The sequence below is a fragment of the Acinetobacter sp. YH12235 genome, assembly GCF_013417705.1.
Classification (GTDB): domain Bacteria; phylum Pseudomonadota; class Gammaproteobacteria; order Pseudomonadales; family Moraxellaceae; genus Acinetobacter.
Map to the genome: position 1 here is coordinate 1 of NZ_VPDL01000038.1, position 20,571 is coordinate 20,571.

Below are 20,571 nucleotides of genomic sequence, written 5' to 3' on the forward strand. Positions count from 1 at the left end.
TAATTCAAGTGAATTTGTTTGAAAGAAGAACTTTAAAAGCTTTATTTTCACCCGATAAAATACCCATAAAACAAGAGGAAGCTCATTTGAGCTTCCTCTTGTGAAAAATTGTGGGACAGCAATGACCTAATGGTCTCTCTTTTCTTAGGCTATGAAATCTTGTATATAGCTGAATTGGTAAGTTTATCTAAAATTAACATAATACACGTTATACGGAAGTATTTTTATTTATTTTTATAAATCATAGGCTTACTATATAATAAAAAGCCCGTTCGTCACAGATTGGGCTTTTTTTATAATTTTTCATATTTCACGCTCAATGAATAAGCAATGTTCTACGGTTTTATGTAGTCTCATTTAACTCTAGATCAGAAAAAAATGTCCATATGAAATAAGAATAAATCTCCAAGTAATTATGGTTTTGGAACATTCTCTATTTAAGTGAAAAAAGTATTCAATACTTGGCTTGAAAATGATGCTGGCAGCAGTGAGTTCTTTTTAAACTGGGTAGCAGTCCTAAATTTCACAGCAAAGAATTCAAAATAGAAATGCAGAGATAATGTGTCATGTACTGCGCCCCCAATCTTATATTCTATGAGTGCACAAGGTATGAGTTTAGATTGATTATGACTGGGACTGGATATTGACCAGATTGCGTTCTCGGCTTAGGTCGTAACGGTTAATACTAAAGATGAGCAGGGCAAAGACAAAGCCCAATGCAACGCAGGCTGACCAGCCGTACATTTTCCATAGGTTTAGCGATAGAAATGCACCGATTCCAGCACCTGAAAAATAACAGGTCATATAGATTGCATTAATACGGGAACGGGCCTGCACTGAGATCCGATATACCAGATTCTGATTTAAAACATGTAGCGAAGAAATCCCAAAATAGGCAGGAATTAATCCAATGATATATACCCATAAATAGCTTTGCGCAAAAAACAAGGGAATCCAGGCCAGAATTAAACCTGTGGTAGCGAGTTGTGCGACCCATTTTTCCCGATGTCGACCAATCATTTTACCGGTCCATTGTGATGACCAGATGCCGACTATACCAACGATGCCCATTAACCCAATCTGGAAATCATTAAAATGGTAGGGGGCTTCCGCCAGTACAAAAGTCATGGTGGTAAAAATAATACTCAGCATACCAAAGCCCAAACCACCAATGATGCTGCGTCGAATCAGCATCGGTTCGGTTTTGGCAAAGGTAAATAGTGAGCGATAAATCTGCAAGATGCTCATTTGTAGCTGGCTTTTCGCTTTAGGTAACTGATACCACATGGCGATGCTGAGCAAGAGAATAGAACAGCCACTCAATAGGTAAACGGCATGCCAGGACCATAAGGTAGAAATCAGTCCTGATACAGTTCGGGCAAATAGAATACCGACTAGAACACCACTCATCAGCAGGCCGACCACTTCAGCACTTTTTTCTCGTTGAGACAGGTTAGCGGCAAAAGGAATCAGAATCTGAGTGGTAATCGAACAAAAAGAGGCGAGTAGGGTAAAACCATAGAGCATATGCAGATTAGTACTGGCAGAAAGTCCGATCAGTGCCAGTCCGGTACATAGCATGAGGCTGCAAATATAGAGACGTTTTTCAAATAAATCGCCTAGAGGTACAAACAAAAATAACCCAGTGGCATAACCAATCTGGGTTAAAACGACAGTCCAGCCAGACTCGGCCACACTGATATGCAGATCTTCTGCGATAGAATAAATTAATGGCTGGTTAAAATAGTTACAACCTGCGCAAAGTGCGCAGGTCATAGCCATCATAAACATAAACTTTCTTGAAATTTGCCCTTGAGCTGACATCCTTGTCTCCTGAGGCTTTAGAAACTATAAGTCGCTGATAAGTTCACACGAGAAACATCCGCTTCTCGATTATCAAAAGTTTCACGCTTACCGTGGTGATATTCTGCGCCCAGATTAACCTTTGGAACTGGAGAATAAATCACGTTTGCTACATAGTCAGTTAAACGTTTATTGGTTTCAGGATTCGCGCGTGCATAGTCGCTGGAATCATCAAAATCAACAACGCTAGCATTAATGCTACTACGTAGTTTCGGCGTGAATTTATGTGTAAAGCCGATATTTAAGCTATTAAACTCATTCAGTAGAAGTTCATTATTGATTGGATCGACTGAGTAATCTCCACCCCAGGCAGCACCGTCGGTGGTTGAACCTTGAGTCAAGAAAGCTGCAATACGCTGGTCGCCGACCATATGGAAATAGTTACCCTGAATCGAGTTTTGATCATTGAGATGATAACGTCCACCAAGGCCTACACCCCAACCAACTTTTTCAATATCACCTGTATCTGTTTGCGCCTGCTTTTGATTGACAAAGCCTTGAGCCAATAAATGCAGCGGACCTGATTGATGAACATATTTAGTGGTTAAAGCAGGCAAGGCAGAAGAGCGATCACCACCGGCCATATACTCCAGACCTACATTCCAGGTATTTTCCGGATCAAGTTTGAAAGCATAGCTGACTTGAGGCGTACGTAGGACTGATCCACCCAGCAATAAACTGTAATCGACAGCTTCAGTACTAATTTCCGGTGTAGACATCAATGACCAGGCCTGACCAAAAGTCCAGTTATAGTATTTTAAATGTGCATGACGAATACGTAATCCACCATCGCCTTTACCATTATTGGTCCAGAAGTCAGCTTCTAAGCGTGCAGAAACATTCGGGTTTCCACCCAAGTCTTTCGCCAGGAAACCAATTCGGCTGGCAGCTGCAGTAAAATCTGAACGGGTAGAGTCAGGTTCAGTGAAAGGCACTTTATTAATCTGGTTAATGGTACGGCCACGAGCTTCAGTGGTACTTTTGAAATCGACTGCGCCATCAAAGCGAATCAATCCATAGACATCGACATTGTCTACCATTGAACTCAAAGTTTTAGAGTCTTGTGCTTTGGCTTCTTCTTGCTGGTTCTTTAACGCAAGTTGTGCTGCTTTTTGCTGTTCCAATTCGGCCTGGATTTGCTTTAACTGTGATTCTAAAAACTGCATCCGGTCTTCAGACGCTTCTGCTGAAAATGCCTGTGCTGAAGCAATACCACATAATGTCGCTAAAACTAATTTTTTCATTTCTTAATCCCTAAAGAAATTTTCTGATATCTAAGAAGGAAAATCTTTCCTTATCGTTGCTCTAATTGCTAAATGCAGAGATGCTGACTTTTAAATGATGAATACGAGTCTCGTTCAACCCAGAAACATCCTGTTCAGGTCAAAGCATATGGATTCGATATTAAAGTCATAAAATTTGGATTCTGGAGAGCTGTTTATTTACAACTCTCCAGAGTTAAAAATTTATTCTGCTTTTTGTGGATCGTATAAACGGTCTTTAATAAACAGGGCAGGAATCAAACCGCATAGGAAGTAAGCTGCACCCATCACCAATAGACCCGTACCGATCGAACCATTCATCGCAAGATAACCAATGGTAATTGGAGCGAAGATTGCACCGATACGACCGATATTGAATGCACCACCGACTGCTGTACCACGAACCCCAGTTGGGAAACTTTCAGTGAGATAGGTTGCATTAATCGCATATGGAATACCGTACAGGAAGCCGAAGATCAGCATCAGCACACCAATGTTATCGGCATTGTGCATATACACCACGACAGGAATAAACAGCGCTGTTCCCATGGTGCCGAAAGCAAACACAATACGGCGACCAATTTTATCAGCCACATAACCTGCAATGATTTTGGCAAACATCATGGTGATAAAGGTACCTACCATGTATAACGCCATTTCCTTGAATTTAATGCCCAATTCAGCTTCAAGATAACTTGGTAACCAGTTACTTACACCGAAATAACCGAATAGCAGGAAACCAGAGCTGAAAGACCATAAGATGAACATCTTGCCATGGGTCTTATCTTTAAGAATGGTGATATATGGATTGCCTTTTTTGGCATCATTATCCACGATCTGACCAGTTCTTTTCATTTCACGGACACGTTTCCATGACTCTGGCTCTGGTACCATAAAGTGCATCAAAATACCCAAAGCTAATGGGGCAATTGTCACCCAGTACAGCATACGCCAGCCGAATTCGGGAATAATCCAGCCAGAAACCATGGTAATCACCAATGAACCTAAAGTGAAACCAGTCATTAATGTTGCCAATACTGTAGTACGGTATTTGGTCGGTACGTATTCTGACATCAGGGTATTACAGGCAATATATAAACAGCCTAAACCTAAGCACGAAAGGGTGCGTAAAATCGCAAACTCTTGATAAGACTGGGCAAAACCTGAATAGGCAGACAAAATCGAGAAGGAAATAGTGGCCAATACGATGACACGTACGCGACCGAATTTGTCACAGGCCCATCCGCCAATAAAGCCACCGATCCCCATACCCAAAAGAGAATAACTTCCCAAGGCACCGGCCTGTACAGAAGTTAGCCCCCATTCTGCTTTCAAACTGGTCAAGCTGAAAGCCAGAATACCAATGTCTGCACCGTCACATAGTAAAATCAAAAAAGCGAAGACAAAGGCCGTCATCCACAGGCGTTTAGGTGCCTGCTTAACGGTGTCGTCGGAGGAGACCCCCGTTTTAGTTTCCTCAGCTACGATGGTATCGCTTGTCATTCTTATATCCTCTATATATTAAAGTAGCATTCCTCTGCTACCGCTAAATCCATTTTCTTCCTCACGGAAAAGCATTTTCCTCATCTAAGGTCTAAGCGTCTGTGCGCATTCGCCCTGTTACGATCAGGCTGGATCTGATTTTTCCGTTTCACCTTGAGTGAAAAATCACTGAACAACGTAGTATCCTTATGACGGAAATTAATTTTTTTATTTTGTATTGTGGTTAATATTTACATAAATGAATAACCAAAATTCGAATTAAATAATTAATTCCGTATTGCGAAATCAATTAATCATAAAATAGCCAACTGAACAAGAGTTTTTACTCTAATTTTTATTAAAAAATAACTTTTTTGAGTTTTTGAGAGAAAAAATCTTGATTTATGGGTCTAGAAACCGTAGTTTTATATAAAATATAATTTCGCTATACAAAATAAATGGAGATTTTTGATGGAACAGGTAGTTCAAGTAGAGCAAATCTCGACACATGTGGCGATGGTCAAGATCCATCGTCCAGAAGCTAAAAATGCCCTGAATACAGAAGTGCGTCAGAAACTGGCTGCGGCTTTTCTGCAATTGAATGACGATGAAAATATCCGTGCCATTATTCTCACTGGCGGTGAAACTGATTTCGCTGCAGGCGCTGACCTTAAAGAATTAGCCAATGCTGAAACGATCCAGATGATGCAACGTCGTACTGAGCGTTACTGGCAAGCCATTGCGCAGTGTTCAAAGCCGGTGATTGCAGCAGTAAACGGTTATGCATTGGGTGGTGGCTGTGAACTGGCGATGCATGCGGACATTATTATTGCCGGAAAAAGTGCCCAGTTCGGTCAGCCTGAAGTCAAAGTAGGGGTAATGCCGGGTGCTGGTGGTACACAGCGTTTATTCCGTGCCGTGGGTAAATTTCATGCAATGCGCATCATTATGACGGGTTGTCTGGTTCCTGCACCAGAAGCGTATCAGATTGGTCTGGTGTCTCAAGTAACTGAAGACAGCGAAACCCTTGCAACAGCAATCAAAATGGCTGAAGGTTTGGCAAAAATGCCGCCAATCGCGCTGGAACAAATCAAGGAAGTGGCTTTACTGGCCGAAGATGTGCCACTCAATGCTGGCTTAATGCTGGAACGTAAATCTTTCCAGATGCTGTTTTCTTCAGAAGATCAAAAAGAAGGTATGCAAGCCTTTATCGAAAAACGTAAACCAAATTATCAGGGACGATAAGCATGAGCATTCAAATTCAGAAAATCGGTATTATTGGCGTAGGTACCATGGGTGCAGGCATTGCCCAGATCGCAATTCAATCTGGTCATGATGTCGTGTTGTTTGATGCCAAAGAAGGGGCAGCTGAACAGGCACAGGATAAACTGGCCAAAACATTAAATACCTTGGCAGATAAAGGTAAATTCAGCCATGAAAAAGCAGCTGAAGATATTGCCCATTTATCAATCGCACAGCAATTAGAAGATTTGAAAGATTGTGATCTGATTGTTGAAGCGATTATTGAAAATCTGGAAATTAAACAAAAGCTGATGCAGCAACTAGAAGACATTGTGAAACCAGAAGCCATTCTGGCATCCAATACATCTTCATTGTCGATCAGTGCGATCGCTGCCAATTGCAGCCAGCCGGAACGCGTTGCTGGTTATCACTTCTTTAATCCGGTTCCACTGATGAAAGTGGTTGAGGTCATTGAAGGCTTTAATACCCGTGCTGATATTGTGGATGCGCTCACTCAGTTATCTACGAAAATGGGACATCGCCCGGTAAAAGCTAAAGACACCCCAGGATTTATCATTAACCATGCAGGTCGTGCCTTTGGTAGCGAAGCCTATGCAATTCTGAATGAAAATGTCACTCCATTTTATGAAATTGATCGCATCTACCGTGACGGGATCGGTTTCAAGATGGGGCCATTCGAGTTAGGCGATCTGACCGGGATGGATGTATCTCATCCAGTGAGCGAATCGATCTATCACCAATATTATGAAGAAGCGCGTTACCGCCCAAGCGTGATTACCCGCCAGCGTTTTATTGCCAAACAATTAGGCCGCAAAACTGGTAAAGGTTTTTATGATTACACTTCAGGTAGCAAAGTAGGTGATGTGGCTCCAACATTGGTTGAAAAGCTGGATCAATATCCATCGGTTTGGTTAGGTACAGAATATAGCGAAGACCGTCAGGCGCTTGAGCAATATCTGCAGCAGTTCAACATCCAGATCGAGCAAACTGAAACACCTTCAGCAGATGCTTTAATTCTGATTGCGACTTATGGTGAAGATGCAACTTCAGCCGCAGTCCGCTATCAGGTGTCTCCGCAGCAAGTAGTCTGTATTGATCTGCTTTACGGTCTGAATAAACACCGTACTTTAATGCCAACGTTTGTGACCAAAGCTGAACTGGTAACCGCAGCACAATCGATTTTCAATCTGGATGGTGTGACTGCGAGTACAATTCAGGAAAGCGTCGGCTTTGTGGCTCAGCGTGCTTTGGCCATGATCGTGAATCTTGGCTGTGATATTGCCCAGCAAGGTGTTGCCACTGTAGAAGACATTAATATTGCCGTGAAATTAGGCCTTGGTTATCCATACGGCCCAATTGAATGGGGCGATGTATTAGGTGCTGAAAAAATTCTGAAAATTTTAGACCGCATGACTGCGATTACTCGTGACCAGCGTTACCGCCCAAGTCCTTGGTTGCGCCGCCGCGTTCAACTCGGTTTACCTCTTGTTCATACTACACATTAATTAAAAAGTTAAAGGAATAACACTCATGTTAAATGCCTATATTTATGATGGTTTACGTTCACCAATCGGTCGCCACGCAGGAAGCCTGGCAACTGTACGTCCAGATGATCTAGCAGCAACAGTTATTAAAAATCTGTTAGAAAAAACCGGTATTCCAGCAGCTGACGTAGAAGATGTGATCTTTGGCAGCACGAATCAGGCCGGTGAAGACAGCCGTAATGTGGCACGTTTTGCAGCGTTGTTAGCGGGTATGCCGGTAACAGTTCCAGGTCAGACGGTAAACCGCTTATGTGCATCAGGTCTCGGTGCTGTGATTGATTCAGCACGTGCCATTACCGCAGGTGAAGGTGAGCTGTATATTGCAGGTGGTGTAGAAAGCATGACGCGTGCACCATTTGTAATGGCTAAAGCTGAAAGCGCGTATTCACGTGATGCAAAAATCTATGACACCACGATTGGTACACGTTTCCCGAACCGTAAATTCACCGATCAGTTTGGCGCGCACAGCATGCCAGAAACAGGTGATAACGTCGCTGAAGAGTTTGGCATTACGCGTGAACAGGCAGATACTTTTGCTGCTGCATCACAAGCGAAATATCAAGCTGCAAAAGAAGCAGGTTTCTTTGAAGGTGAAATTACCCCGATTGAAGTTTCACAAGGGCGTAAATTACCGCCTAAATTAGTGACTGAAGATGAACATCCACGTCCATCTTCGACATTTGAAGCATTATCCAAGTTAAAACCGCTTTTCGAAGGTGGTGTTGTGACTGCAGGTAATGCATCAGGTATCAATGACGGCGCTGCAGCACTGATTATCGGCAGTGAAAAAGTTCAGGAACAGTATGGCTTAAAACCTTTAGCTCGTATTCTGTCTTCTGCAGCCGCTGGCATTGAGCCACGCATCATGGGTGCGGGCCCAATTGAAGCAATCAAAAAAGCTGTAAAACGTGCAGGTTTGACGCTAGATGATATGGACATTATCGAGATCAATGAAGCATTTGCCAGCCAGGTGTTATCTTGCCTGAAAGGTCTGGATGTGGCTTTTGATGATCCGCGTGTCAACCCAAATGGTGGTGGCATTGCGATTGGCCATCCACTAGGCTGTTCAGGTGCGCGTTTGGCTTTAACTGTTGCGCGTCAATTACAGCGTACTGGTAAAAAATATGCCGTGATCAGCCTGTGTATCGGTCTGGGTCAAGGCCTGGCGATGGTGATTGAAAACCCTGAAGCTGCATAACAGCTTTAGTCATCGTCTTAATGCCATGTATAGATAATATACATGGCATTTTTTATTGGGCTATTTATATGGGAATAAAATCCCTGCATATAGCAGGAAATATTCAAATCAGTTTAAATCAGCGTAAGGATTATTTGCGGCCAGTGACCAATAAAGTTGCTGAACCAAAGGCATAAATTTTACCGTCTTTATCGACAATTCGGCCTTCTGATGTCAACACATTACGACCAATGCGGATCACTTCACCAATGGCAGTATAAGTTTCGCCATTTTTCATGGCTTTGAGCATTTTGACATTCAAGTCAATAGTAGAAAAACTGACACCAGCATCAACTGTGGTATGAACCGCTGCACCTGTTACGCTGTCCAGAACAGTAGCGCAAAATCCACCATGAATGCCACCTTGTAGGTTGAAATGACGTTCATCTGGATAAACTTCATATTCCACGTAGTTTTCACGGACGACACTGAGTTTCATGGGAATCAGTTGTCCCATCGCTGAACCAGGCAATTCGCCATTTTTAATTGCAGTTAGATATTCAAGTCCATTCATTTGAGCTGTAGTCATATAACTTCCCTTTAATAAAATATTTCGCTTTATGAAATAATATTCTGTTTTTCTAAAATTATGATATAACAGATAGTGATCGAAATGCTATATTTTTCCAGGATGGAATGATGACAATAAAAAATCTCGTTACAGTTGCTGAATGGCAGGCACGCTGTGAACTGGCTGCGCTTTATCGCATTATTGCGCATTATCGGATGACTGACTTGATTGATACTCATATCAGCCTAAGAGTTCCAGATCAGCCAGATTGCTTTCTGATTAATCAATATGGGGTCGCATTTGAAAAAATGCGTGCCTCAACGTTGGTGAAGATTAATCATGAAGGGCAGGTGGTAGAAAGCTATGAACAAGATAAGCTGGTGAATATGGCAGGCTTTGTGATTCATTCTGCAATTCATGACGCGCATCCTCATTTGAACTGTGTCATTCATACGCATACTGCAGATGGTATTGCCGTCTCTGCTCAGAAACACGGGCTTCTCCCAATTTCCCAACACGCCATGAAATTTTATCAGCATGTGGCCTATCACGAATACGAAGGCGTTGCGCTGTCAACTGATGAGCAGGAGCGCCTGATTCAGGACTTGGGCGATCATCGTGCCATGATTTTAAGAAATCATGGGCTATTAACGGCTGGGGAGACCATTGCACGGGCTTTTCATGAAATCTATTTCCTGGAACGCGCCTGTCAGGCACAGGTCAAGGCCTTAAGTGGCGGTGCTGAATTGCATTATCCAGCAGAAGAAGTCCGAATTAAAACAGCGAAGCAGTTCGCTAGTCCTCTCATTGAACCGATTTTACAGCGTGCCTGGCAGGCCGCTTTGTCCCTGATTGAGCATCAATATACGGAGTATGCATCATGATTGTTATTTCCAGTTCTGTACCAAATATTGAAGCCATTCTGGTCAAGTCTTTTCAAAAATATGCGCCAGCTGGTAGTTTCTGTACAGTTGACAGCCCTGAAGCTGAACAGGCAACCACAGTTGCTGCCTGGTTTCCAGATCTGGAAAAAGTGCAGCAGCTACCAAAGCTTGGCCTGATTCATTCGATCGCTGCTGGGGTAGAACATTTAAACTTAAATGCTGTACGCTCAGATCAAGCCGTTTGCCGGGTGCTGGATCCACACCATCAAAAGGGCATGTTTGATTATCTGCTTTGGGGTGTGCTGTATTTTCAGCGTTATTTTGACCGCATGATTCAGCAGCAAAAGCAGCAGCTCTGGAAGCAGTATCGCCAGAGTTATAGCCATCATATCCAGATTGGGATTATGGGACTGGGACATATGGGCGGATATGTGGCAGAACGTTTCGCAGACATGGGCTATCAAGTCTCTGGTTGGTCGAATTCCCCAAAAGACATTAATCAAGTTAAAAGTTATGTGGGCCAAGAACAGCTTTCCGACTTCCTGGCGCAAACTCATATTCTGATTAACCTGCTGCCACTTACCGAAGAGAATACCGGCATTCTATCTGCTGAATTATTTCAGCAACTGCCTGAACAGGCGGCTTTGATTCATGTCGGGCGTGGCCAGCATTTAATCGAGCAGGATTTATTGGATGCATTGGATTCTGGTCATCTACGTGGTGCGATTGTCGATGTGTTTGAGCAGGAACCGTTATCTGCTGACCATCCATTCTGGCAGCATGAAAAAATTGTGGTGACACCACATGTCGCCTCACATGCCCCAATGTCTGTGGTAGTTGAACAGATTCTGGAAAATGATCGTCGCTTAAATCAGGGCCTGGATTTGTGTCATCAGGTGGATGTTAACAAAGGCTATTAATTTGTAGGGATACAGACAAAAATAAGGAAATTGATGATGTGGGAAATGATTCAGACTCAGGTTCAGCAAGGCGTTGCGACTTTAAGTTTTAACCGGCCAGATTCACTCAACAGTTTCAACCGGCAAATGCATGAGGAAGTGCAGCAAGTATTGAAAAGTTGGAATACGGATTCAGGCATTCGGGTGATTGTGATTCGTGGTAATGGTCGGGCATTTTCAGCGGGACAGGATTTAAAAGAACGTGCCGGACAGCTTGGCAATGTACCTTTGCCACCAGAGGGTTCGCTGGCCAAATATTATAATCCTTTGATTAATCTGATTCGTAAAAGTCCTAAACCGGTGATTGCGGCAGTAAATGGTGTGGCTGCCGGTGCAGGGGCCAATATCGCGCTGGCTTGCGATCTGGTTATTGCCAAGGAAAGTGCCAAATTTATTCAAGCCTTTTCAAAAATTGGCTTAATTCCTGATGCTGGTGGTACCTGGATGTTGCCGCGTTTGATCGGCTATGCACGCGCCATGGCACTGACTTTACTTGGTGAGCCTGTGCATGCCAAAGAAGCGGCTGAAATGGGCATGATCTGGAAAATGATCCCTGATGCAGAATTTGATGCTTATATCGGTGAACTGGCACAGCGACTGGCACAACAGCCGACCTATGCGCTGGCTTTAACTAAACAGGCGCTGCAACGCAGTGCTGAAAATAGCATGGATCAGCAACTGGAGCTGGAACAAAACCTGCAATACCTAGCCCTGAGTAGCCAGGATTACAAAGAAGGTGTACAGGCCTTTGTCGAAAAACGCCCCGCACAATTTACCGGACGCTAAGGAGAGCATTCATGAAAATTCAAACGCGTATCACCGAGCTTTTAGGCATTCGCTATCCGATTATTCAAGGCGGTATGATGTGGGTCGGTACCGCAGAAATGGCCAGCGCAGTCTCCAATGCAGGTGGTTTGGGAACGCTGACGGCATTGACGCAACCCACACCGGAAGCGCTGACCAAGGAAATTGCACGTTGCCGTGAAATGACCGATCAGCCTTTTGCGGTGAATCTGACTTTATTGCCCGCTGTAAATCCACCCCCATATGCCGAATATCGTCAGGCTATTATTGAAAGTGGGATCAAGATTGTAGAAACGGCAGGCAACAAGCCGCATGAACATATTGAGGCCTTTAAACAGCACGGCATCATTGTGATTCATAAATGTACCTCAGTCCGTCATGCACTTTCAGCACAACGAATCGGTGCGGATGTGATCTCGATTGATGGTTTTGAATGTGCCGGCCATCCGGGTGAAGATGATATTCCCGGGCTGATCCTGATTCCTGCAGCAGCTGATCAACTTACTGTGCCGATTGTGGCCAGTGGTGGTTTTGCTGATGGTCGTGGTCTGGTGGCAGCACTTGCTTTAGGTGCTGAAGGGATCAATATGGGGACACGTTTCTGTGCCACACAAGAAGCGCCGATCCATCCAAACATCAAGCAGTTTTATGTCGACAATGATGAACGGGCGACACATCTGCTTTATCGTCAGTTCAGAAATACTGCACGTGTTGCCAAAAATGCAGTATCCGATCTTGTTGTGAAGATGAGTGAAGACCCAAATCTGGAATTTGAACAGATTCGCCCTTATGTTAGTGGCTTAAAAGGCAAGCTGGCTTTGGAAAATGGCGATGTAGATGCAGGCGTACTGACAGCAGGTCAAGTGATGGGGTTAATCCATGACATTCCAACCTGTCAAACGCTGATTGACAATATCATGCAAGAAGCAGAACAGATTGTTCAGCAACGTTTGGCTCAGTTTTTCCCGCGCTAGATCGATTTATTTTGATCATTTAATAAAAAGCCATTCATTACCGAATGGCTTTTTTATACCAAAGTTTTAATTTTTTAAATGTGATTTTTTATGTCATGACTAGATTTTATCCATGCACTTATATTATATTCGACCTAAAACATAATTTCGTATTATGAAATTAATTGTCATAAATATACAAATTAGAACTCATACAAGGGAATTACGATGAGAAATTATATTGCACCATTAAAAGACATGAAGTTTGTCCTGAAAGATCTGCTCAATGTTGAACAGAAATACGAAGGCTATGCAAAGTTCGCAGACAAAGTTTCTATGGATATTATGGAACAATATCTGGAAGTCGCTGCGGACTTTTGCCAAAACGAACTTCTGCCAATTAATGCGACAGGCGACCAGCAGGGCTGCCGTCTGCAAGATGGCGTCGTGACTACACCGGATGGTTTTAAAGCTGCTTATGACAAATATGTAGAACTTGGTTTTACCTCATTAACTGGTGATGAAAAATATGGTGGCCAAGGCTTCCCGACCTTATACCGTATTGCCATTTCAGAAATTATCACGGCGACCAACTGGTCTTGGGGTATGTACCCAGGCCTGTCTCATGGTGCGATGCGTACTTTAGAGCATCATGGTAGCGATGAACAGAAACAGAAATTCCTGGTGCCTTTAATTGCAGGTCGCTGGACCGGAACCATGTGTTTAACTGAATCACATGCCGGTTCTGATCTGGGCCTGATCCGTACTAAAGCGGTGCTAAATGAAGATGGCAGCTACAGTATCAGCGGTGAGAAAATCTTTATTTCAGCAGGTGAGCATGACCTGGCTGAAAATATCGTACACATTGTATTGGCGCGTTTACCGGATGCGCCTGCAGGTACTAAAGGTATTTCGCTGTTTATCGTGCCTAAATACAATCTAGATGAAGCTGGAAATGTGGCTTCACGCAATGGTGTGGTGTGTAGCGCGATTGAACACAAGATGGGTATTCATGGCAATGCGACCTGTGTACTGAATTTTGATAATGCCAAAGGTTTCCTGATCGGGCCTGAAAACCGCGGCTTAAACTGCATGTTTACTTTTATGAACTCTGCGCGTATTGGTACAGCGATTCAAGGTTTGGCTGCAGCTGAATCTTCTTATCAAGGCGCGTTGGCTTATGCCAAAGACCGTCTGGCGATGCGTTCACTTGAAGGTGCGAAAGAGCCAAACCTGCCTGCGGATCCAATTATCGTGCATCCGGCAGTGCGTAATATGCTACTGACTCAAAAGGTATTTGCAGAAGGTTCACGTGCCTTGGCATATTATCTGGCAACGTATGCTGATATCGCTGAAGCAACAGATAATTCTGAAGAGAAGAAAGCTGCAGAAGACCGTCTGGCATTATTGACCCCAATTGCTAAAGCCTTAATGACCGAAACAGGTGTAGAAGCTGCCAAACACGGTATGCAGGTCTTTGGTGGACACGGCTATATTGCTGAACATGGCATGGAACAGATTGCCCGTGATGCACGTATTGCCAGTCTGTATGAAGGTACTACTGAAATTCAATCAATCGACTTGCTGGCGCGTAAAGTGCTAGGTTCAAAATTGGGTTTGCTCACTGCATTAACGGATGAGATTCAGGGCTTTGTTAAAGAGCATCAGCAACATGCCCAGTTTAACCAGCAGGTTGCACAAGTGAGCCAGCTGACTGAGCAATGGCTAGAATTAACCAAAACGATTCAGGCTCAGGCACAACAGTCTGCCAATGAAATCGGTGCGGCATCTGTGGATTACCTATATTTCTCTGGTTATGTGGTGTCTTCGTATTTATGGCTGAAAATGGCGATTACGGCGCAGCAAAAGATTGAAGAAGGTAATACTGATCCGTTCTATGCAGCGAAGATCAAAACGGCACAATTCTTCTTTGCCCGGATTCTGCCAAGAACTTCAACTCACGTTGCCAATATTCAGGCCGGTGGTGAGAGCTTGTTCCTGCTGACTCCTGAAGAGTTTAAATTCGATTAATCCTTTTGCCCACGATCAATCTCTCGATCGTGGGTCTTTTTTTGTTACTACTTTTTTTATCCTGCACAAAACTCAATATCGATAGGTACTTTTCAGTATTACATCGGCCATAAAACAACAAGATCAGGAGTCTATATGGATTTAGACACGATTACTCGACAATGTCCTTATGGTGATCTGCAACTGACTTATCATGAAGTCGGACAAAAATCCTCATATCCCACCATTATTCTGATTCATGGCACAGGTGGAAATACCAACAAGCATTTCAGTTATATTTTTCCCATGCTCGGTATTCATCAGCGGGTTTTATCCATTGATTTGCATACTCCAGATAAAGCCGATCTGGCAGTGACTGATTTTAGCCAGCAAGTTGCAGCACTGATCCAGTATGCAGTTGCAGCAGATGAAGCCATTACAGTGGTGGGTTATTCACTCGGTGCCGTGATTGCTGCACAAGTAGCTGCGAGTCTTAAACAGCGTATCGCACATTTGATTCTTTTAGCTGGTTGGGCAAAAACCAGTTCAGTCCAACAACTGCGAACCACGATCTGGCAACAGTTATTTAATGATCAATCTGCAGCATTGCCGCATTTCGTGAATTATTGCCTATATAGCGATGACTATCTGTCAGCTCGTACTGAAAAACAGGTGCTTGATCTGGCACGTTTCGTCAAACCTTCTCAAGATGCAGCTAAACAGCGTGAACTGAATTATCGCATTGATATCACCGCCATTTTGCCGGACATCTCTGCTGAGACCTTGATCGTGGCCTGTCGTGAAGATCGTATGGTGCCTTTAGCGCAAGCAAAATTACTCTTTGCTTCGATTCAGAATAGCCGTTATATCGAAATTTCTTCGGGACATGCGATTCATATTGAAGCGCCAGCAGAAGTTGTGCAGCTAATTAATCAGTTTAGCCAGCATCCAGAGCAGTATCCGGCGAATCAAAAAATCCAGCCCATGATGCCTTAAAAAAGGAGAAAAATAATGCAAGCTCAAGGACAGCGCAGCAAGATTTTAATTGTAGGCAGCGGTTTTGGTGGCCTAGGAATGGCGATCCGTCTTAAACAGCAGGGCATTCACGATTTTAAAATCATTGAACGTGCCGCAGAAGTAGGCGGAACATGGCGGGATAATACCTATCCCGGCGTCGCCTGCGATGTACCATCACATTTATATTCTTTCTCGTTTATTAAAAATCCCAACTGGTCACGTGTCTTTCCGCAAGGGGCAGAAATTCAGCGTTATTTAATTCAATGCTGTGATCGAGAAAATATCCGGCCACATATTGATTTTCAGACTCAACTGGAAAAAGCTAGCTGGAATGCCAAACAACGTATCTGGAATATTCAGACCTCTAACGGTCTGTATCAGGTAGAATTTTTAATTACAGCAACCGGGCATCTGGCAGATGAACATCTGCCACAAATTCCGGGACTGGACGAATTTGAAGGTCAAGTGATGCATTCTGCACGCTGGAATCACGAAGTGAATCTGGATAATCAGCGTGTGGTTGTCGTGGGTTCAGGGGCTTCAGCTATCCAGCTTGTACCGGAAATTGCCAAAACAGCAAAAAGTCTGACCGTATTGCAACGCAGTGCGCCGTATATTTTACCGCGACCAGACCGGCCTTATTCTGAGTCAGAAAAACAGCTTTTCCGCAAAGAACCAGACAGCATGGCAGTGTTAAGACATTCTTTGTTCTGGGGCAATGAATACAATTTTGCCCAGCGCCGTAATCTGAAAAGTCAGATCGAGCGGGTCAAAAAAAACTGCCTGCAATTCTTGAAACACCAGATTTCAGATCCTAAATTACAGCAGAAACTCACACCGAATTATGAACCGGGCTGCAAGCGTTTATTGCTGTCCAATGATTATTATCCGACTTTTCTAAAACCCAATGTCACGCTTGAAGACTCAGCTTTGGCTGAAATTACGAAAGATGGTGTGATCAGTAAGTCCGGCAATGAATTCCCTGCAGATATCATCGTCTTTGCTACTGGATTTGAAGCAGCACGTCCACCTTATGCGGCAAAGGTGGTAGGTAAACATGGCTTAAGCCTGGAGCAGCAATGGTCTAGTGGTATGCAGGGTTATCAATCTACGACAGTCCATAACTTTCCGAATCTGTTTATCTTAAACGGTCCAAATACCGGGAGTGGGCATAACTCAGCGCTTTATTTCCTGGAAACCCAATTTGATCTGGTACTGGATGCCTTGCAGTTTTTTGAACAGGAACAGATTCAGGTCTTTGAAGCTGATCAAGATGCTGAAAATGCCTATATGCAGGAGTTACAGCAGCTTTCCCAAGGCAGTGTCTGGTTATCAGAAAGCTGTAAAAGCTGGTATCTGGATCCGGTCAGTCGCCAGCTGACTTTGGTCTGGCCAGATTATGCGCATTCATTTAGAGACAAAAACCAGCATTTTATTCGCAGTGGTTACCATTATGAATACATGGAAAATGCTCAAAGAAAAGTTGTCTGATTTTTAAATTTTATTCATTAAAAAAACCAGTCTATTTGACTGGTTTTTTTATCAAAAGATGATAGAGATTAATCTGCTTTTTGCGGATCATATAAGCGGTCACGTATAAACAGTGCAGGAATCAGACCGCAAATAAAATAGGCACTGGCCATTACCAGTAGACCTGTTCCAATTGAGCCTCCATGAGCAAAATATCCAATTGTAAATGGTGCAAATACTGCTCCGATACGACCTATATTAAATGCACCACCTACTGCTGTACCACGAATCGAAGTAGGGAAGCTTTCAGTCATATATGTGGCATTAATGGCAAATGGCATACCATACAAGAAGCCGAACATGAGCATCAGGTACAAAATATTGGTCGGTGTATTGAAATAAATTACAATCGGAAGAAACAGGGCTGTGCCCATGGTTCCAAAAGCGAACAAGGCACGTCGTCCGAAACGATCTGCCAGAATGCCTGCGACGATCTTGGCAAAAATCATGATTATAAACGTGCCAACCATATAGCCAGTCATGGCCTTAAAGCTGATGCCCAGATCCGATTCGAGATAGGCAGGTAACCAGTTGCTTAAACCGGCATAACCAAATTGCAGGGCACCTGCACTTAAAATCCATAGTAAAAACATCCAGCGGTGATTTTTATCTTTGAGAATGACTTTATAAGGATTCTGCTTTTTCACCTTAACTTTGCTAGCTGCTTCCTGACGTTTTAATTCACGTCGTAGCCATGAATCCGGTTCAGGAACAAGAAAATAAAGCAGAAAAGCCAGAACAATAGGGCAAATGGTAATCCAGTACAGCATACGCCAGCCATATTCAGGAATAATCCAGCCCGCCAGTAAAGTTGCACATAATGAACCTAAGGTAAAACCGGTCATAAGTGCTGCCAGAACAGTCGTCCGGTATTTTGTCGGAACATATTCTGACATTAAGGTATTACAGGCGATGTATAGGGAACCCAGTCCAATAGCTGCAATTGCCTGAACGGTGGTTAAATTAAATTCAGCTTTGATACTGGTAAGGCTATAGGCCAAGAAAGCCAGATCAACACCGTCTGCAAGTAAAATAAGAGAACATAGAATAAACGCGGTCATCCATATTTTTTTAGGCTGAACTGTGACCCGTTCAGCTTCTAGCACTGAAGTTTCATACGTCATCATCGACATCCTTTTCTTGTTACGTTGTTGTTTTATAAGAATGAATCCACATTCTTTTGTTGCTTTTACTGATTTATTATTTCGCTATAAGAAATGTCATGTTATTAATTGATAAAATATATCCAAATAATTAGCCATAAAATTCGTGATTTTATTTGTAAAAATTTGAAATTAGCCAAATATTGCATTGATTTGAGAGGAAAGATAACGTTATTATTTTTTAATCAAAATAAAGTTTCACGATACAAAATAAATTTAAAATCAAGGATAGGAGTGCTGTAATGACTAGTCAGCCATGGATGGAAGAATATAAAAAATGGAACGTCAATCCGGAATTTACCCGGCCTGACCCTGATAAAACTTTGAGCACAACGATTGCTGAGAACCTGCTTAAATTTAAGGATAAGACTGCATTCTTTTATCTGGATCGAAAGTTCAGCTATCAGGATATTGACGTTTATAGCCAGAAACTGGCGACCTATCTTCAAAATCTAGGCTTGGCAGCCGGTAGCCGCATCGCGGTGATGTTGCCGAATATTATTCAATATCCGATTGCGACTTTCGCGATTATTCGTGCGGGTTATATTCTGGTTAATGTAAACCCGATGTACACCCAGCGTGAGTTGTATCATCAAGTTCAGGATTCAGGAGCAGAAGCCTTGATTATTCTGGGCTCAACCTTAGAACAGTTAAATAATCTGGATGAATGTTCTGCGCTAAAACATGTGATTTCTACCCATCCGCTCGATTTCATTCAGGATCAGTCAGTTTCAATTTATAGCCAAACAGCGCAATATCCTGATAAACATTTTTCTGACTTTAAGCAGGCCATTGATCAGGTACAGGTGATTGATTTTGTAGCGCCTGTACAGCAGCAGGAAGATACTGTCATTCTGCAATATACCGGTGGGACTACAGGTGTTTCCAAAGGGGCTGAACTCAGTCATCGCAATATCTTATTTAATATTGCCCAGAACAGTACGGTGTTCATTAGCCATTTTGGCGATCGTTATGCCACTGAAGAAGAATATGTGTTTTGTGCCTTGCCGCTGTATCACATTTATGGTTTTACTATTTGCCTGTTCAGTTATGGACTAAGTCGCGGTTTTGCCAATGTACTGATTCCAAATCCAAGAGATCTGGATGCATTGGTAGATCAATATCATAAGCATCCTCCAACGGTGTTTCCGGGCGTGAATACCATGTTTAATGCATTGGCTCATCATCCACGTTTCCGCGAGCTGGATCACTCACGCCTAAAAACCACGACAGGCGGCGGTGCATCTGTTTTAAAAAACACGGCAGAATTATGGTGCGAAGTCACAGGCTGTCATATCTATGAAGGCTACGGTCTTTCTGAAACCTCACCAACGGCAACATTTAACCCGCCTTTAAGCAAGCGCTTTAGCGGTAGTATTGGCTTGCCATTGGCAGGCACACAAATTCAGATTCTGGATGATGAAGGAAAACCTGTAGCACTTCATCAGGCTGGAGAAATTGCTATTCGCGGCCCTCAGGTGATGAAAGGTTACTGGAAGCAACCGGAAGCAACAGCACAGGTATTTACCAAAGATGGTTTCTTCCTGACAGGTGATATCGGTTGTATGGACGAGCAGGGTTATATCACCATTCTGGACCGTAAAAAGGACATGATTCTGGTCTCCGGCTTTAATGTCTATCCAAATGAGCTGGAAGGCGTTTTATCCAAACATCCTAAAGTACTGGAATGTGCCGTCATTGGAGTGGATGATGAAAAATCTGGACAAGTTCCGAAAGCCTTTATTGTAAAACAGGATACCAGTCTAACCGAGAATGAAGTCATGACTTATCTGAGACTACAATTGACCAGTTATAAGCTGCCAAAATATATTGAGTTTGTGTCTGGATTGCCAAAGTCTGCAGTCGGTAAAATTCTACGCCGTGAGTTGCCTAAAACCGTGCAGCCGGATGCCAAAGCCTGCTGAGAAATGACATAGTCAAAATAAAAAAGGAATCTTTCGATCATTGCTGTCCCACAATTTTTCACAAGAGGAAGCTCAAATGAGCTTCCTCTTGTTTTATGGGTATTTTATCGGGTGAAAATAAAGCTTTTAAAGTTCTTCTTTCAAACAAATTCACTTGAATTATT

At 43.1% G+C, this 20,571-nt stretch carries 16 protein-coding genes; 11 read left to right on the top strand and 5 right to left on the bottom strand.

The window, feature by feature from the left end; genetic code table 11:
- Window positions 1-624: 624 nt before the first annotated feature.
- The 3 genes from FTV13_RS14505 to FTV13_RS14515 form a co-directional block, all read right to left on the bottom strand.
- A complete protein-coding gene (locus FTV13_RS14505; protein WP_159123598.1) occupies window positions 625-1,824 on the bottom strand; it encodes an MFS transporter in 1,200 nt (399 codons plus the stop codon).
- Between the two features lie 17 nt (window positions 1,825-1,841).
- Window positions 1,842-3,107, bottom strand: a complete 1,266-nt coding sequence (locus tag FTV13_RS14510) for a DcaP family trimeric outer membrane transporter (protein ID WP_159123597.1) — start codon at window positions 3,105-3,107, stop codon at window positions 1,842-1,844.
- A gap of 222 nt (window positions 3,108-3,329) precedes the next feature.
- Window positions 3,330-4,628, bottom strand: a complete 1,299-nt coding sequence (locus FTV13_RS14515) for an MFS transporter (RefSeq protein ID WP_179993397.1) — start codon at window positions 4,626-4,628, stop codon at window positions 3,330-3,332.
- Between the two features lie 450 nt (window positions 4,629-5,078).
- Here FTV13_RS14515 and FTV13_RS14520 point away from each other — a divergent pair, with 450 nt between their 5' ends.
- The 3 genes from FTV13_RS14520 to FTV13_RS14530 are packed head-to-tail and all read left to right on the top strand — an operon-like array spanning window position 5,079 to window position 8,612.
- Window positions 5,079-5,852 (top strand): enoyl-CoA hydratase, encoded by a 774-nt coding sequence (locus FTV13_RS14520; RefSeq protein WP_004785705.1) that lies wholly within the window; start codon window positions 5,079-5,081, stop codon window positions 5,850-5,852.
- A gap of 2 nt (window positions 5,853-5,854) precedes the next feature.
- The gene (locus FTV13_RS14525; protein WP_180012403.1) at window positions 5,855-7,375 is read left to right on the top strand and encodes a 3-hydroxyacyl-CoA dehydrogenase; all 1,521 of its coding nucleotides are present in this window, start codon (window positions 5,855-5,857) and stop codon (window positions 7,373-7,375) included.
- Window positions 7,376-7,400: 25 nt separating this feature from the next.
- Window positions 7,401-8,612 carry a 3-oxoadipyl-CoA thiolase gene (locus FTV13_RS14530; protein WP_104473213.1) on the top strand — a complete coding sequence of 404 codons (1,212 nt, stop codon included), beginning with the start codon at window positions 7,401-7,403 and terminating at the stop codon, window positions 8,610-8,612.
- 130 nt (window positions 8,613-8,742) lie between these two features.
- Here the strand turns inward: FTV13_RS14530 and FTV13_RS14535 are convergent, their stop codons facing one another.
- Window positions 8,743-9,180: a PaaI family thioesterase gene (locus FTV13_RS14535; RefSeq protein WP_180012405.1), complete on the bottom strand. Its 438-nt coding sequence runs from the start codon at window positions 9,178-9,180 to the stop codon at window positions 8,743-8,745.
- 110 nt (window positions 9,181-9,290) lie between these two features.
- On the opposite strand from FTV13_RS14535, the gene FTV13_RS14540 reads away from it, so the two are divergent.
- The 7 genes from FTV13_RS14540 (at window position 9,291) to FTV13_RS14570 (ending at window position 17,280) form a co-directional block, all read left to right on the top strand.
- Complete coding sequence (locus FTV13_RS14540; protein ID WP_180012407.1) at window positions 9,291-10,046, top strand: class II aldolase/adducin family protein; 756 nt, start codon at window positions 9,291-9,293, stop codon at window positions 10,044-10,046.
- Window positions 10,043-10,966: a glyoxylate/hydroxypyruvate reductase A gene (locus tag FTV13_RS14545; protein WP_180012409.1), complete on the top strand. Its 924-nt coding sequence runs from the start codon at window positions 10,043-10,045 to the stop codon at window positions 10,964-10,966. The genes FTV13_RS14540 and FTV13_RS14545 overlap by 4 nt, the downstream gene beginning before the upstream one ends.
- Window positions 10,967-11,002: 36 nt before the next feature.
- Window positions 11,003-11,791, top strand: coding sequence for an enoyl-CoA hydratase-related protein (locus FTV13_RS14550; RefSeq protein WP_180012411.1), 789 nt, complete (start codon window positions 11,003-11,005; stop codon window positions 11,789-11,791).
- 11 nt (window positions 11,792-11,802) lie between these two features.
- Window positions 11,803-12,783, top strand: coding sequence for a nitronate monooxygenase family protein (locus tag FTV13_RS14555; protein ID WP_180012413.1), 981 nt, complete (start codon window positions 11,803-11,805; stop codon window positions 12,781-12,783).
- A 207-nt stretch (window positions 12,784-12,990) separates the two neighbouring features.
- Window positions 12,991-14,793, top strand: a complete 1,803-nt coding sequence (locus FTV13_RS14560; protein WP_180012415.1) for an acyl-CoA dehydrogenase C-terminal domain-containing protein — start codon at window positions 12,991-12,993, stop codon at window positions 14,791-14,793.
- A gap of 135 nt (window positions 14,794-14,928) precedes the next feature.
- Entirely contained in the window at window positions 14,929-15,768 is an 840-nt protein-coding gene (locus FTV13_RS14565) for an alpha/beta fold hydrolase (protein ID WP_180012417.1), read from the top strand.
- A gap of 15 nt (window positions 15,769-15,783) precedes the next feature.
- Entirely contained in the window at window positions 15,784-17,280 is a 1,497-nt protein-coding gene (locus tag FTV13_RS14570; protein ID WP_180012419.1) for an NAD(P)/FAD-dependent oxidoreductase, read from the top strand.
- Window positions 17,281-17,348: 68 nt separating this feature from the next.
- On the opposite strand, the gene FTV13_RS14575 is transcribed toward FTV13_RS14570, so the two are convergent.
- The gene (locus tag FTV13_RS14575; RefSeq protein WP_373687240.1) at window positions 17,349-18,452 is read right to left on the bottom strand and encodes an MFS transporter; all 1,104 of its coding nucleotides are present in this window, start codon (window positions 18,450-18,452) and stop codon (window positions 17,349-17,351) included.
- A 272-nt stretch (window positions 18,453-18,724) separates the two neighbouring features.
- Here FTV13_RS14575 and FTV13_RS14580 point away from each other — a divergent pair, with 272 nt between their 5' ends.
- The gene (locus FTV13_RS14580) at window positions 18,725-20,407 is read left to right on the top strand and encodes an AMP-binding protein (RefSeq protein WP_180012421.1); all 1,683 of its coding nucleotides are present in this window, start codon (window positions 18,725-18,727) and stop codon (window positions 20,405-20,407) included.
- The last annotated feature ends 164 nt before the right edge of the window (window positions 20,408-20,571 follow it).